Origin of the sequence: Nostoc sp. GT001 (genome assembly GCF_030382115.1) — a bacterium.
In the GTDB taxonomy this organism is placed as follows: Bacteria; Cyanobacteriota; Cyanobacteriia; order Cyanobacteriales; family Nostocaceae; genus Nostoc.
This window is the reverse complement of record NZ_JAUDRJ010000003.1, coordinates 3381309-3396893: the sequence shown is the minus strand read 5'-3', so window position 1 is coordinate 3396893 and position 15585 is coordinate 3381309. Positions and strand designations below refer to the sequence as shown.

At 40.7% G+C, this 15585-nt stretch carries 14 protein-coding genes and 1 pseudogene; 7 read left to right on the top strand and 8 right to left on the bottom strand.

Annotated elements, in window-relative coordinates; all coding sequences use genetic code 11:
- Positions 1-24: 24 nt before the first annotated feature.
- The gene (locus QUD05_RS17530) at positions 25-735 is read left to right on the top strand and encodes a hypothetical protein (RefSeq protein ID WP_289797190.1); all 711 of its coding nucleotides are present in this window, start codon (positions 25-27) and stop codon (positions 733-735) included.
- A 122-nt stretch (positions 736-857) separates the two neighbouring features.
- Complete coding sequence (locus tag QUD05_RS17525; protein ID WP_289797189.1) at positions 858-1064, top strand: DUF433 domain-containing protein; 207 nt, start codon at positions 858-860, stop codon at positions 1062-1064.
- 145 nt (positions 1065-1209) lie between these two features.
- Here QUD05_RS17525 and QUD05_RS17520 read toward each other — a convergent pair whose 3' ends face one another.
- The 5 genes from QUD05_RS17520 to QUD05_RS17500 all read right to left on the bottom strand — a co-directional run bounded on the left by QUD05_RS17520 (position 1210) and on the right by QUD05_RS17500 (position 5103).
- The gene (locus QUD05_RS17520) at positions 1210-2298 is read right to left on the bottom strand and encodes a hypothetical protein (RefSeq protein ID WP_289797188.1); all 1089 of its coding nucleotides are present in this window, start codon (positions 2296-2298) and stop codon (positions 1210-1212) included.
- A 444-nt stretch (positions 2299-2742) separates the two neighbouring features.
- Complete coding sequence (locus QUD05_RS17515) at positions 2743-2961, bottom strand: BrnA antitoxin family protein (protein WP_289797187.1); 219 nt, start codon at positions 2959-2961, stop codon at positions 2743-2745.
- 11 nt (positions 2962-2972) lie between these two features.
- A complete protein-coding gene (locus QUD05_RS17510) occupies positions 2973-3236 on the bottom strand; it encodes a DUF433 domain-containing protein (RefSeq protein ID WP_289797186.1) in 264 nt (87 codons plus the stop codon).
- A 13-nt stretch (positions 3237-3249) separates the two neighbouring features.
- Positions 3250-3528: a LapA family protein gene (locus QUD05_RS17505; RefSeq protein ID WP_289797185.1), complete on the bottom strand. Its 279-nt coding sequence runs from the start codon at positions 3526-3528 to the stop codon at positions 3250-3252.
- A 144-nt stretch (positions 3529-3672) separates the two neighbouring features.
- A complete protein-coding gene (locus tag QUD05_RS17500) occupies positions 3673-5103 on the bottom strand; it encodes a phosphoglucomutase/phosphomannomutase family protein (protein ID WP_289797184.1) in 1431 nt (476 codons plus the stop codon).
- A 146-nt stretch (positions 5104-5249) separates the two neighbouring features.
- Here QUD05_RS17500 and QUD05_RS17495 point away from each other — a divergent pair, with 146 nt between their 5' ends.
- The 3 genes from QUD05_RS17495 (at position 5250) to QUD05_RS17485 (ending at position 7686) form a co-directional block, all read left to right on the top strand.
- On the top strand, positions 5250-6104 hold the full coding sequence (locus QUD05_RS17495; RefSeq protein ID WP_289797183.1) for a PD-(D/E)XK nuclease family protein: 855 nt from the start codon (positions 5250-5252) through the stop codon (positions 6102-6104).
- Between the two features lie 145 nt (positions 6105-6249).
- Positions 6250-6927 carry a hypothetical protein gene (locus tag QUD05_RS17490; RefSeq protein WP_289797182.1) on the top strand — a complete coding sequence of 226 codons (678 nt, stop codon included), beginning with the start codon at positions 6250-6252 and terminating at the stop codon, positions 6925-6927.
- A gap of 18 nt (positions 6928-6945) precedes the next feature.
- Positions 6946-7686 (top strand): hypothetical protein, encoded by a 741-nt coding sequence (locus tag QUD05_RS17485; protein WP_289797181.1) that lies wholly within the window; start codon positions 6946-6948, stop codon positions 7684-7686.
- Between the two features lie 60 nt (positions 7687-7746).
- On the opposite strand, the gene QUD05_RS17480 is transcribed toward QUD05_RS17485, so the two are convergent.
- Positions 7747-8238 (bottom strand): TerB family tellurite resistance protein, encoded by a 492-nt coding sequence (locus QUD05_RS17480; protein ID WP_289797180.1) that lies wholly within the window; start codon positions 8236-8238, stop codon positions 7747-7749.
- A gap of 406 nt (positions 8239-8644) precedes the next feature.
- Positions 8645-10315, bottom strand: a complete 1671-nt coding sequence (locus tag QUD05_RS17475; RefSeq protein ID WP_289797179.1) for a transglutaminase-like domain-containing protein — start codon at positions 10313-10315, stop codon at positions 8645-8647.
- A 435-nt stretch (positions 10316-10750) separates the two neighbouring features.
- On the opposite strand from QUD05_RS17475, the gene QUD05_RS17470 reads away from it, so the two are divergent.
- Together QUD05_RS17470 and recF are read left to right on the top strand one after the other, a co-directional pair.
- A complete protein-coding gene (locus QUD05_RS17470; protein WP_289797178.1) occupies positions 10751-13609 on the top strand; it encodes a cation-translocating P-type ATPase in 2859 nt (952 codons plus the stop codon).
- A 150-nt stretch (positions 13610-13759) separates the two neighbouring features.
- Complete coding sequence (gene recF, locus QUD05_RS17465) at positions 13760-14881, top strand: DNA replication/repair protein RecF (RefSeq protein ID WP_289797177.1); 1122 nt, start codon at positions 13760-13762, stop codon at positions 14879-14881.
- Positions 14882-14936: 55 nt separating this feature from the next.
- Here recF and QUD05_RS17460 read toward each other — a convergent pair.
- Positions 14937-15408 (bottom strand): annotated as a pseudogene (locus QUD05_RS17460) (MgtC/SapB family protein).
- Positions 15409-15585 lie beyond the last annotated feature (177 nt).

Sequence of the window (15585 nt, the reverse complement as noted above, 5' to 3'; positions counted from 1 at the left end):
TTTACCAAAACCTGCATCAAAAATATGGAAGTTAAGTTAGGATTTGGAGCAGTCCCAAAACCTCAATATGTCTTTGTCAGCAAAGAATCTGATCACTGTTGGTATATGCTATCCGACGATAAAAAACAAATCCCAATTTATGATAGAGCCTTAACTGGGGTGATAACAGGAATAGAAATTAACAAAAAAGTCGAAACTTCACATGGAGAAGCAGAAAAAACTGATTTGCATATTCTGGCAGACAAACCTTATGTTATCCGCTCAGGAAATGAATCTTACTTCTCTAAAAGTTTGTTGCTTTCACTTGATACCTTGACTTCTGAACAATTGCATCATCCATTGACGATCGCAGTCAGTCCTGGAGAGAGAACAATTGTATTTTGTGCAATTTATAATCCAGTCACTTATCGTTCTATAGGTGTTAGTTGGAATGGACACAGGGAAATTGACTGGCAAGCTTTAGGACAAAAAGTAAGTTTAAAAATTAATTGTATTCAAAATTTATATCAAGATGAAATCCAAGTATCTGCTAATACAACGGCATCAGAAATTCATGCAGTTTTGATAGCTAAAAGTGACACATATTTAGCTCAATTAAATTGGACTCCAGAGCAGGGAAGGGAGTATTTGCAGCAGAGATATGGCAAGCGATCGCGTCTACAACTTACTGATACAGAAATTCTGGACTTTATTGATTACTTGAAGCTACAACTAACCCAAAACTGCTCAACTTAACTGCTGTTGTGTGAGCTTTGGATAATTGCGATCGCCCTTTTGCTACACCCAGATGCTAGGTTGGAAGAATTGCGATCGCAAAATTAGAGTTAAATAAAAGTACCTGATATTAAAATACTTGCATGAACTCAAGGGTTGATTTATTGACTCGCATTACTCAAACTCCTGGTCAGTGTGGTGATCGTCCTTGTATTCGAGGCATGAGAATTCGTGTGAGTGACATTTTAGAAATGTTGGCTGAGAATGTCAGTGTTTCTGAGATTTTAGAGGATTTTCCCGATCTTGAACTCGAAGATATCCAAGCCTGTCTCTTGTTTGCAGCATGGTGAACTGACTTTCCTCGACTGACAGCATGAAAATTTGTATTGATGCTCAGTTAGTTGAAGAACAACCTGTCATATTAGAAAATATAATTAACACCAATATAATTACAAGTTTTTTGGCATAAAAAAATAATTTATGTTATTTTTCATATTAAATTCCTATTTTTTTTAAAATACTAGGCATTGCAACTTTTAGTACTTCAGCTAGACCAGTATTTCTATGATGTTCGCATATATTTTTTAACAAAAATACTTGCTCATCAGTATATGGTGATTTGTTTTCATATCTTTCCAATAGCTTGGTATGCAAGTCAACAACAATTTTAATGTGTTCTAATGCCCAAAACTCTTCTGGATAGGTTTTAACTAAATCTGGTGATTCTCGCTGCCATAAACCAACTATCATTTCGTTTGTTAATCCTATGTCTATCTGTGAAATATCATAATATAGTTCATCTGCCATCATTTTGATTGAATAAGTAAGATTATTACGCATATTTGAATGAAATTTATCGTCATCTTTAAAACTACGAATATCTGGATATGAAATGTTTAACCATTTCTGGGAATCCCAACTTCCAAAAACACGATAAAACAAGATTGATCTTCTCTCATGTTCTCCCTTTCCTGATTTTCTATTATCTTTTATATGAATATAATTTCCATACTCTTTATTTTCAACAAACCAAACATCTCTTCTAACTGCTTCTCTAATTTCTTCTACACCTTGATTATCAAAAGTTGATTTTACTGAATCAGCTAATAAATCATCTCCAGTGTTTTTATTTAATACTTTTAATATTTCATTTCTTACTTTTTCAAGTATTTTAATATTTTTATTTTTTATTTTTTCATGTTTCACCCTCTCTGTCAGAGTGTAATTTCCTTTAAATTGTGCAGATAAAAAAGAACCATAAGAGAAGAAAATCGCATAATAATACATTTGCATAACCTGAGTAGTCAAATAAGATTGTCTTCCTAATAAAATACCAGCAAAAAACCACTGCCAAGCATTTATCATTTGCAAAAAACTGACTGTAAATGACCATTTCTTATAGGCTGCAATAATTTCTTCATCAAAAATTTTATTCTCTACAGCATCATAATTTTCTCCTAATAATTTCATTTGTTGTAATTGACTAGCCAATTCATCATTGTTTAAATTGTAATATCCTTTGACTTCATTAAAATCACGTAATAATGTTTTGAAAGTAAGAATTTTTTCTTGATATTCAGGCATATATATTTTATATTTGCAAAAATTAATACTTATATATAAAATAAACTTAGCGATAAGTTAAGTTTATTACGGCAAGTTGCAATATTACTTAATGAGCTAGGTAGCCGCTTATCTAGAAATGTATCAGTCGCAAACTGAAAAAATTAAAAACAGCATTTTTGAAGCTGATGCTGGAGACTTTGCCAGTGATGAAGAAGTAAAAGCGACTTTTGCAAGACTCACAAATGCAGATTAATTGGCTACGTTATGAGACTTCTTGTAAAAATCCTTATTTGCGTTCTCTTCTCTGCGCCTCTGCGTGAGCAAAAAAATATTTATGCAATAAGTCTATTTCCTCACAACCACAATTACAGTTATTAAATATCGCTTACTTCCGGTAGCCAGTCTTCATCTAACACTAACTCTAAAAAATATGGGCACTCTTCTGGAAACTTAAAATCTGCTTTATAAGTTGCGCTCATAGCCTTTATCGATCTGCTGAATGTACTCACGCAAGGTATCGTTAATCAAAGTTTGGTAATTTCCTCCACCTGCTGCGTGAACTTGGTCACGAAACCATGCTAGTACTTCATCATCTAGGCGAATTGTAATTCGAGTTTTGCCTGTTGGTGTTGATTCAATGATTCCCCGCTTACCCTGGCTAAAATCATACTCAGCTTCCATAGTTTTTAAATCTAATACAGTGTCAAAACTCCCAAGTTTGGATTGTTGTCAAAAGCTTGCATTGTCAGCATTTGCCGTTCTCGATCAGCCGCATAGCTTAGGCAAGCCAAAATATCCTCTTGTGTCAAATAAGGAAAGTCATCAAGCACTTCCTCGTAGGTCATCCCAGAGGCAAGATAAGATAAAACATCGTATACAGTAATTCGCATTCCTCGAATACAAGGCTTACCACCTCGTTTTCCTTGTTCGATTGTAATAATGTTTTGATACTGCATAGCTATTCAACCCTCAAAAATCTTCATCATCAACAAAAAATTCGGCATCGTCTTCCAGTCGAGAATTACCCTGCCCAAAACCAGCAAGTCCCCACAGAGGTTGCAGCAGTGCCATGCCAATTAACCCGATAACGGCACTAAAAGCTAACACCAAACCCATTGGTATCTGAATTGATTGGAATGTTAAGAATTTTAACGATACAGGTGTGGCATTTTGGACTGAAATAATTGCGATCGCAATTACCCAAACCGCTACAACTAGAGATGTCAAAAAAGGCGCGAGAATTTTCATACTTTGATCGAAGTGAGGAGAGACGCGATTGAGAAGTTAGGAGTTATTAATTTAGAACTCATAACTGTTTAAAAGGAGTTAGAGGTTAAGAATTGTTAATTTACAACTCTTAACTCCTAACTCCTAACTCCTAATTCTTGATTCTTATGCCTCTAGTTTAGCAATGGCACTCTCTAACTCTTGGGCGATTTGGGTGAGTTTTTCGGGAGTGTTGGTTTCTAGGTAGACGCGCACCAGTGGTTCTGTGCCGGAAGGACGCAGTAAAACCCAGCTGCCTTCTTCTAAATACAGCTTAATACCGTCTTTACGCCCCACTTCCTTGACTTTAATTCCTGCTACCTCTGTAGGTGGATTTTTCGTAAAGGAGTCGATGACGGCGGTTTTGTGCGCCTCTGTGAGGTGCAAGTCTAGGCGGTTGTTGTAAAGTGGGCCATCGGCTTCAGCGATCGCTTCTTTGACAAGTTGACTTAGGGGTTTGCCTTCATAGGCGATCGCTTCTGCCACCAGCATATCGGCTAATACCCCGTCTTTTTCGGGAATATGCCCGATAATACTCAATCCGCCTGATTCTTCTCCACCAATTAATACAGCAGTTTCCCGCATTTTTTCACCGATGTATTTAAAACCAACTGCTGTTTCGTAAATTTGCAGCCCATTTTTAGCAGCGAAATTATCCAGCAGGTGGGTTGTAGCGACAGTGCGGACTATCGCGCCAGTTTTACCTTTGTTTTTGATTAAATGACGGGCTAAAAGTAGCAGCACAGTATTCGGAGTGAGGACGTTTCCTTGTTCATCAACGATACCAAAGCGATCGCTATCTCCATCTGTCGCCAAGCCCAAATCAGCTTGATCACGGACTACAGCTTCCACTAACTCAACTAATTGTTCTCCTTTGGGTTCTGGCATTCCACCGCCAAATAGAACATCCCTCCAATCGTGGAAACTTTCTAACTGAACACCACTATGCTGCAAAACTTCATCTAAATAGCCACGGGAGGTAGAATACAAAGCATCGTACTTTACCTTTAAATTAGCCCTTTTGATCTTTTCTATATCAAGTAGAGTGTAGATAAATTGCAGGTAATCAGGTTTCGGATCGAAAATTGAAATTGAACCTGATGGGTTACTTCCAGGTAACTCATCCGATGCACTTTCTATATTTGCCACAATAGTATCAGTAATCTCTGGAGTGGCAGGCCCAGCATAATCGGGTATATATTTAATTCCACAGTAAGGTGCTGGATTATGACTAGCAGTAAACATTAACGCCCCTGCGGAATTTAGGTGACGGGCGTTGTAGGCAATTACTGGTGTGGGGCAATCCCGATCAGTAATTTTCACAGTCCAACCTAAGTCTGCTAGGATTTGGGACGCTGTTTGGGCAAACTGGTCAGCTAAAAAACGAGTATCGTAGGCAATAAGTACTGGTCTATCTTTTGTGTAGGCTATTTCTAAGTAAGTGGCGATTGCCCTTGTTACTTTCCGCACATTTGGAAAAGTAAAGTCATCGGCAATAATCCCTCGCCATCCATCGGTACCAAATTTTATCTTGCTGGAATTGCTACTAGCGCTCATTTTTGCCACTTGCTCCCGTACATTATCAGTACTATAAAAGCTTCCTGCAAAGCGTGTGTAGCAGCAACTATCCTCCGAAGTTCTTTTCTAAGCAAGCCTTAGTTTAAACTTCTCCCCACCGTATTTTCTCTCACTGTTTCTGAGCAATGTCAACCCCCGATCGACCTTTTGCCAGTTATCACCTTTGGTCTCTAGTTGCCCCAGCGACTGGGCAAGAACGCTGGCATTGCCAGATGAGACGGGGGTTTATCAAAGCACGGCAACACGAACCACAAGTCAAAGCGCTTTTAACGCAAGCCACCGTGCCCCAGCGGATTGGCATACTTGCTCAAAAAGGCGTTTATGAGTTTCATCATCACAGGCATCTGTTGAAGCAAGCAGATGGTGTAGAAAGAGTTGCACAGCTATTAAAATTAGGCAACTCAAGCGTTCAAGTCCAGCAACGCGTGCTGCAAATTTTGCAAAAATATCACGATTCGCCCTTGCTTTTGGATAAAGATATTATCCAATTAACACCGGGTGATGAAGGCTTTCCCAAACCGATAGTAGTTGAGCAAGAAGATTATTGCTTTCGCTTATACGCGGCTATGGACTGCGTTTTTATTGAGTCTGATAGCACTTTACATATTTTGGATTTCAAAACTGGTAAGTCCGCTTTTGATAAACGACAGGCATTAGTTTACTTATTAGCTGCTCGTTATCTTTATCCAGGACGCGAAGCTGTTGCATCATTTTATAATTTAGAAATATGTAAAAAGTCAGATTTAATTAGTATTAATAGTAGTGAATTAGAATCATTAAAATTTGAATTAGCGAATATTGCTCATAAACATCAGCACGATTTGCAAAAATATCAGGAAGAAACTACTAATTTTAGTAAAATATTTCCTCCTAATCCTGGCTCTCACTGCCGCTTTTGCCCATTTAACTCCATCTGTGAGTTTGCCGATTTTAAGCAGCATCAATCATATCCACTACCCAGTTTAAGAGTTAATAGCTAATTAGTTTATTTATTTATCTTGGTTCAATTTTCAAAACAATCTACTAAATACTCGTATTTTTACTGACCTGATTTTCTTCTCCTATCAGACAACCTAGATGTCAGATACATCGATTTTTATCTTTGGTTGTAAGGAGTTAATACTAGTGCGATTAACCACAAATAAATCTGTATGTAGATTACTAGAAATTTCGACGTTCCTTTTACTTCTAATATTCCAGGGAATTTTACCTCAACCTGCTGATGCATTGCTGTTGTCTACAGACGCTTGTGCTGTTCAGCCTAAATGTGCCACTGCTATAGGCTTAGAATTGACTCCTACTGCCGAAGCTGCCGGAATGACAGCAATTAGCAAAGCTCAAAATGAGCAGGTTCCAAATAAAGCTAAGGAGAGATATTGTTCTTTCTATCCACTTAATTTAGTTTGTGGGCTACAAGGTCAATCTTCAGTTCTTTATAATTACAAATTTCACCAAACGGTACATTACAGGAGGTCTGGTTCTCCTGACAAATTTGTAACTCATCACTTTCGGAGTTGGCGACCTGCGCCAGGGGCAATTAGAAGTTTAGCTCAACCTCCAGGTATTGAATTTGGTGGTGGTTATCCTCCATCTGGTGATTATGTAACGTGGATTCATTTAAATGATGGAGATGGTAATAATCAAACTCGTGGAGTCGTTTATGAATACTCAACTGGCGATACCATGACATGGGAAGATTATGCAAATTATTCTAACAATAATATTGAGGGAGAATGGATTAGCGATGTGGTTCGTGCTGATATACCGCCAAATAATTCATCTCGTTATAATAGGAAAGATTGATTTCAATAAAAGCGTGATGTGGCTGTTCAATTAATAAATTTTATCAAATTAGAGGTTACTGGCATGAATAATCTTACTACACTTCTCCAAAAGATTAAAGAAAATCCAGTTATGTACATAGACAAGCCATCAATTACTTGTCTTCATTCATTCTTAATTGGGTATATAGATGGTCTAATCACACTCGGATTTACTACAATAAACTCTTGTGGAATGGAAGGGTTTCAAGAGTGGATACAAGAAAGAGCAAAAACTAATACGACTCAATCTTGGGCTGGGATAATTCTCTCTTACTCTGGAAGCGAACGAGCTGCTTTTAATAAGTTTTTTGAAGAATTTGAACAGTTCTTAAAGCAGAAAGATGATTCAAAAACTCAAAAGAGTGAAGATATTTCAAAGCTTAGTGAGAATATGAGTTTTCCTCGGTTTGATATTTACAAAGAGATTCCAAGTAATATAAAGAAAAGACCAGGAATGTTTTTAGGAGCTAATTCAATTACTAGACTTGATATGCTTCTGCGAGGATATAGTCTGGCTCGAAGAGAAGTTGGTGTACCCCCAACTGAGCCAGAAAGGGAATTTGCAGGTTTTCAATCATGGGTTGAAGAAAAATACGGAATTAACTCAGGTCAGTCATGGTCTAAGATAATTCTTTTCTATTCTGTAGATGAGCCTGAAGCACTACAGAAATTTTTTGAATTGTTTGAAGAATACTTAAATAGGAACAAGAGTTTAGAAGTAGACGAAAATAGTGGTTAAGCAGAGAGTATTAAGGTGCGTTAGCCTACGGCATAACACACCCTACTCCCTAGAATACCTCTAAGCTAAAACCTCTGTTTGTAGTAGCGCTTTACGTAATGCAGTTACTGCTTCTTCTGTTTCTATCAACCTATTGAGAGCAAGCGCAACATCATCTTCAACCTTCAGCAGTTTAGCTGCTTTTTTTACAGCTTTTTGTTCTTCAATTGAGTAATCATTATCGGCACGGGACATTTGAATTGCATGATACAACAATGACCTTGATTTCGACCAAGTAGAAACATCAACTGTAATCTTCCTCAGCAGGTTTTCTAAGTCAGCATTTTTGTATTCAAAAGTTTTGTATTTTTCTATTAATTCTTCAGGAGCACCAACTAGACGCTGATGATTTAGTAACCAATTAAGTTCGGCTTCTGAAACCTCTCCATCAGCTCCAGCAATAGCAAGCAGTGCATATCCGTAGTTAAGGTACGCTTCAGTAGGAGCTTCTGAAATACCTAAGTTCTTTTTCATAAATTCTGAAGCAGGTATTGCTTCTTTAAGATTGCTCATGAATTACCTCTTTGATTGTTTTGAAAATTTACTATTTGGCAAATGCTATCTATAAAATTTAAGAATTATTATCAAGGAATTTAATTAGTGTTTACCAATTAAATTCCTTGATAAAATTGTTGATATTTTACTATTTTTATAGATGCCTTTAGATAGATATTCTCACCATCAAAATAAAAATGCAAGGACAGTTAAGACAGTTAAGACAGTTAAGAAAATTAGTTAAGTAATTTTCTTGCAAGCAGCTAAAAAAATAGCCGTGGCAAGCTTAAAATAGTGCAATTAAACGTAAATGTAGGTTGGGTTGCGCTCTGCTCCACCCAACCTACATTTTTTTGCAACATTTTAGCCTTGCCACGTCACTACTGGCTTTCTCAGCACCTTTACAGAATGCCAATACCCTAATTCAAAAGTCCGGTAATTCTTTAATAATTGTGAACCGAATATGATTAATCGCCAAATCACCGATAGGAATATCTTCTTTGGTTAGCCGCGCACCTTGACTTGTTACGGTTTCAAAGGTAATGCCTTTACCAATTTCAATGTGATACCAGCATAAGCCCATAAAAAAGCGCGTTGGATAAGGGCCACCTTCACCGATATCATCAGGATTTGATTCCATTGGCAACCAGCCAAAATTCGGGACGTAAAATTCCAGCCAAACATGATTAAAGTCGGGTTGTAGCGGTACTCCTATGAAGTCACTATGGGGAGGACATTTGTACCTGCCTACCGTGCGGCAGGGGATGCCATTTAAACGGGATAAAGCAAGTAAAACGCCGACATATTCGCCACAGGAACCAACACCCCGTTCTAAAACCGTATCTGGGGTGTCAATGTAAGGTTTAATACCGTAGGATAACTCATCATAAACGTAGTTGCGGATGCTGTGCATTTTCCGCAGCACATTCGTTTCAGAACCAATCGCTTCTCTGGCGGCACGGCGAACAATGGTGGTATCCATTGCTAAATCGTCGTCATCTACTAAGTAACGTGTTTGTAATTCTGGGGAAAGTTCAGGAACGTCTTCTACATCTCTGGGCGTGATCCGATATTTTATTCCTCGAACTTCCAAAAGTGCTTTCCAGCCAAATATATGCCGTTCGCCTGGGGCAAGAGAATCAAATTTAAAGACTGCTACACGTTGCCCCTCTATCACTTCTTCGGTGAAGGGTATACCAATGGGTTCAACGTGTTTCACCTTTTGACGCTCAGTTTCCGATGGTAGGGCAATGCGCCATTCGACATCGGGTAAATAAACCTCGTCTAGGGGTGCAATTTCCTCAGCATAAGACATTTCAATCAGATAGCCGTTAGAGAGAGCGTAACGCTTATCTGGTTGGTAATGATAATACAGAGGGTGAATAAAAGTGCGATCGCGGAATGTTAGTTCATGACTAGGATCGGCATTCGGGTTATCCCGGATATAAGGCTCCTCGGAGGCGTAGGCGACGTAAATATTTTCTTTGCCTGTTTCGGCATTTTTATGGATTGCTATGCCTGTTGGACATTCAAATGGTGTTAGGACACTAAATTGCAGTTCTCCTGTGGCTCTATCCATCGCGTAAACTGATTGTTCGGTGCGATCGCAAATCCATAGCATTTCCTGGGTTACAGCTAAATTCTCTATGCCAACTCCAGGCGCATAAAATCTGGTAATTTCTTTTCGCGTTTCGCGGTCAAAAACCAGAATGTAGCCCAGTCTTTGGCAACTAACATAAACTGTTGTTTCCCAAACAGCAACGCCATCAGCGGCATAAGGCAATGTTACAAAATGTTCCAGACCTAAAGCATTGAGCTTGCACAAATAAACACTATTTTCTCGGCTCACCCACAGGGTATCATCCCACGCCGCTAAACCAGTGACATCGGTAAATTCTTCAACTTGATGGGAATTGAGAATTTTGCTGTTGTCAGAGGTGGGATCGATCTCCAGTAGATGCCCTTTGATACTATCAATAGCAATCAGTCTATCTTTGATGAAAGTAATGCCACACAGGGCAGCAGCAGTAAGCGGTCGAATTGTTTTTTGCCCAAACATCTGGCTAACGGTCAAAGTGGGGAGTGCAAAACTCATAAAACCTTGTGGTAAGTGTAAAAAACCCTCACCTTTAGGTAGGGGAGGAAACATGACTCAAGCGGTTTTACCGCCGTCACACCAATTGCTGGATATGGAAAATCCTAGTCGAGCAATGGCTCCCGTGATTGGGGTAGATGAAGAGTGGTGAGTTAAAAGACTGCCCACAATGGGCGTTGCTCTTACCAAGTACATCTAGTGGTTCTCGATCGCCACGTTTACAGCGGGGTACTAATAATTATCGGTACAATGTGTTCCGATAAACTCTTTCGTGAGAAATAATACTATGTCAAAACGGGAGGAATTTACAAATGTTAAGAATTACATATACACTCATACAACTAGGCGATCGCCTTAATGTAACTTTAGGAGATGGAATTCCTGCCATCACTAAATTATGATCGAATTTTGTAACCATTTGCTGTGACCTACACGATGTCTGCTAATTCTCTGCCTGAAGGTGCCGCCGTTTGGCATAGTTTAGAAGTTGATAAAGCGCTAGACCTGCTTGATAGTAATGCAGACAGTGGCTTAACACCCCAAGAAATTCAACAGAGATTACAAAAATACGGCCTCAACGAACTTGAAGAAATTGCTGGCCGTAGTGCTTGGGAAATTCTGTTGGATCAGTTCAAGAACATTATGTTGTTGATGCTGATTGGTGTGGCTCTGATTTCTGGGTTTTTAGACCTGATGGCTTTGCAATCGGGCAGCTTGAAGCCCGGTGAAGTGCCATTTAAAGATACAATCGCGATTTTAGCAATTGTCATCCTCAATGGCATACTCGGCTACGTCCAAGAAAGCCGCGCCGAAAAAGCCTTGGCAGCCTTGAAAAAAATGACTTCTCCCTTAGTGCGCGTCATCCGCGACGCCAGACTGGTGGAGATAGCAGCCAAAGAACTAGTTCCAGGGGATGTCATGCTGCTAGAAGCGGGGATGCAGATAGCCGCAGATGGACGCTTGCTCGAACAGTCTAATTTACAAGTGCGTGAGTCGGCATTAACTGGTGAAGCCGAAGCGGTGAATAAACAGGCATCACTAAAATTACCGGAGGACACATCATTAGGCGATCGCCTCAATGTGGTGTATCAAGGGACTGAAGTAGTCCAAGGACGCGCCAAGGTTCTGGTGACAAACACCGGTATGACTACAGAACTAGGCAAAATCGCCACCATGTTGCAGGCGGTGGAAAGTGAACCTACGCCTTTACAACAACGGATGACTCAACTGGGTAATGTCCTAGTTACGGGTTCTTTGATTCTCGTGGCGATCGTTGTCGTCGGCGGTGTGATCCAGGCAAGAGGCTTTAGCAACATCCAAGAACTCTTGGAAGTTTCCTTAAGTATGGCGGTTGCTGTAGTGCCAGAAGGTTTACCTGCTGTAATTACCGTCACCTTGGCACTGGGAACCCAGCGAATGGTGCGCCAAAATGCCTTGATTCGCAAATTGCCAGCAGTGGAAACGTTGGGTTCTGTAACGACTATCTGTTCTGACAAAACCGGCACCCTGACTCAAAATAAAATGGTGGTGCAATCGGTTTTCACCAATAACAAAACTTTTCGCGTCATCGGCGAAGGTTATGCTCCCACAGGAGACTTTCAGTTAAATGGTCAAAAAATTTCCCTAGAGGAGTCTCCAGAAATCTCAGCCTTATCAGTAGCCTGTGCAGTTTGTAATGATTCAGTATTGCAAAAAGAACAAGGTGAATGGGCAATTTTAGGAGATCCCACAGAGGGAGCATTGTTAACACTGGCGGGAAAAGCCGGAATCGAAAAAGACCAGTGGAACAGTAAGTTACCTCGCGTTGCGGAGTTCCCTTTTTCTTCGGAACGGAAGCGGATGAGCGTGATTTCTCAGGTGGAGGGAGTCGCCACAGGTGAAGCATCTTCGAGAGGCGTTGACCCGGCGATCGCCAGTTTTCTCCAATCAGAACCTTACTTAATGTTTACCAAAGGTTCTCCAGAGTTAACCTTGGCACGTTGCACTCAGATTCATTTGGGCAATCACTCAGACCCATTGACCGACGCACAACGCCAGAAAGTTTTGGCAGAAAATGACCTGATGGCGAGTAAAGGTCTACGGGTGCTAGGTTTTGCCTACAAACCCCTCGCAGAAATTCCCCCGGAAAGTTCAGATGAAACCTCTGAGCAAGATTTAGTCTGGCTGGGATTGGTGGGAATGCTAGATGCACCACGCCCAGAAGTAAGAGCAGCTGTGCAAGAATGCCGAGAAGCAGGTATTCGCCCAGTGATGATTACTGGCGACCACCAATTAACAGCACGAGCGATCGCTACAGATTTGGGAATTGCTCAAGAAGGCGACCGTGTTCTCACAGGTCAAGAATTGCAACGGATGACTGACCAGGAATTAGAGCAAAACGTTGATCTGGTGAGCATCTATGCCAGAGTTTCCCCAGAACACAAACTGCGAATTGTCCAAGCACTGCAACGCCGGGGTCGATTTGTGGCGATGACAGGCGATGGCGTCAACGATGCCCCAGCCCTCAAACAAGCGGACATCGGTATTGCGATGGGCATTACTGGCACTGATGTCAGTAAAGAAGCCAGCGACATGGTGTTACTTGATGACAACTTCGCCACCATTGTCAGCGCCACCAAGGAAGGTAGGGTTGTTTATACCAACATCCGCCGCTTTATTAAATACATCCTCGGCAGTAACATTGGTGAAGTTCTGACAATTGCCGCCGCACCCTTAATTGGTTTGGGAGGCGTTCCGCTGACTCCTTTACAAATTTTGTGGATGAACTTGGTTACAGACGGTTTACCAGCCTTAGCATTAGCTGTGGAACCTCCAGAACCGGATGTGATGCAACGTCCGCCTTTTAGTCCCCGCGAAAGTATCTTCGCTAGGGGATTGGGTTCTTATATGATTCGCATTGGGATAATCTTTGCCATTATCACCATTGCCTTAATGTGGTGGGCTTATCAACATACCCATGCTGCCGGGTATCAGGGAAATCCCGATACTTGGAAAACAATGGTATTTACTACCTTGTGTATTGCCCAAATGGGTCATGCGATCGCTATTCGCTCCAACAACCGACTGACCATCGAGATGAATCCCTTCTCGAATATCTTTGTACTAGCGGCTGTTGTCGTCACCACGATTTTGCAGCTGATGCTAGTTTACGTCCCACCCCTGCGAGATTTCTTTGGTACTCATTACCTGACTCTAGAGGAATTGGGAGTTTGTATTGGTTTCAGTGCCTTAATGTTCATCTGGATTGAAGGGGAGAAGATATTTTTGCGGATTATGGGCAAGAAGGCTGTCTGAAAAAGTGAGGAGTTGGGAGTTAGGAGTTAGGAGTTATGAGTTATGAGTTATGAGTTGAAGAACGTTTTGCATTCACAACTCAAAACTTAAAATTCCTCACTCCTCACTCATAATTTCTAACTCTTAACTCCTCACTCCTAACTTTTCGTTATGTACCTAAGAACTCTAAACCTCCGACAATTTCGCAATTATCAAGACCAAAAGGTTGAGTTTACTGCTGCCAAAACAATTTTGGTAGGTAATAATGCTCAGGGAAAGTCAAATTTGTTGGAGGCGGTGGAGTTGCTGGCGACATTGCGATCGCACCGCATGGCCCGCGATCGCGATTTAGTTCAAGAGGGGGAAGCCATAGCCCAAATTGATGCCACCCTTGAACGACAAACAGGTGTTAGTGACCTGACCTTAACCCTACGCCGCAATGGTCGCCGTAGTGTTGCTCTCAATGGCGAATCTATCCGCCGTCAAATGGATTTTCTCGGCGTTCTCAATGCAGTCCAATTTTCCAGCTTAGATTTAGAACTAGTACGCGGCGGCCCGGAAGGTCGCCGCAACTGGTTAGATACACTATTAATTCAACTGGAACCAGTTTATGCTCACATTTTGCAGCAGTATAACCATGTGTTACGCCAGCGCAATGCCTTTTTAAAAAAAACTCAAGACTCAGCACTGGATACAGAGCAATCAGAACTAGCGGTATGGGATGCACAGTTAGCGACCACAGGAACTAGAGTAATTAGACGACGCGATCGCGCCATTCAAAGATTAGCTCCCATTGCTACCACCTGGCACGGCAGTATCAGCGGCAGTACAGAAGTTCTGCAAATCAAGTACATGCCGAATATTCCTTTAGAAGATAACCATCCAGAAGAAGTACAGCAAGCTTTTTTAGCAAAAATTCAGCAGCGAGCGGTTGCTGAAATGCACCAAGGCACGACTCTTGTCGGCCCGCATCGAGACGAAATAGAATTAACTATTAACCAGACACCCGCTCGCCAATATGGTTCTCAAGGTCAACAACGAACGCTGGTTCTAGCTTTAAAATTAGCTGAATTACAATTAATTGAAGAAGTCGTTAAAGAGCCACCATTACTATTACTTGATGATGTTCTTGCTGAACTAGATTTATCCCGCCAAAATCAATTGCTTGATGCCATTCAAGACCGCTTTCAAACCCTGATTACTACCACTCACTTGGGTTCATTTGATTCCCAATGGTTGAAGTCCTCCCAAATTATTTTGGTGAAAGCAGGAGAGTTAACAATTAAAAATTAAAAATTTATTTAAAGACATTTTCATCTGGGGATTTATAGCGTCCATCTGTATGCCTCTACTCTGATTTTTTGTGATGTTTTTCTAACCTTTTAAAAACGTTGAGAACCAAGAAAGTCAGCATAGCACTGATTAATCCTAACTGCCATAAACCACAGCCAGCAGCAATTCCCAATGCAGACGAAACCCAAATAGCTGCTGCTGAGGTGAGTCCGTGAATTTCAAGTTGCTGTGACTCTTGGGAAGATTGGCGCACAATTTCTCCAGCGCCGAGAAATCCTACACCAGCTGCAATCCCCTGAATCACTCGGCTAAGTGCATCAGGACTAGCTTGTAGTCCCTCTGTTTGCATGATTATCAAGGTAAATAAGGCTGAACCTAAACTCACCAGCATGTGAGTTCTTAAACCTAGCTGGTTTGCGCCTAATTTGACGTTCTAAGCCGATGATTGCTCCAATCAGCAATGCAATACATAGCCGGAAGCTGATATTCAGCCAATCATTAGTTGCAAGGTAGTAAGTGTTTGACAATGTTTAGTCTGATATGGAGAATTCTATATACTAGGTTAAATCGTAATATTTTTATGAAAAAAGTACAAAACTATTCTAATGTTTTATTAATGGGTGTAGTGCAGTAGCCTATCTCAATATTTGGAATCTATCAATTCAGGAATGCTTTTGAAACGGAGAATTAATATTTTCCATTAT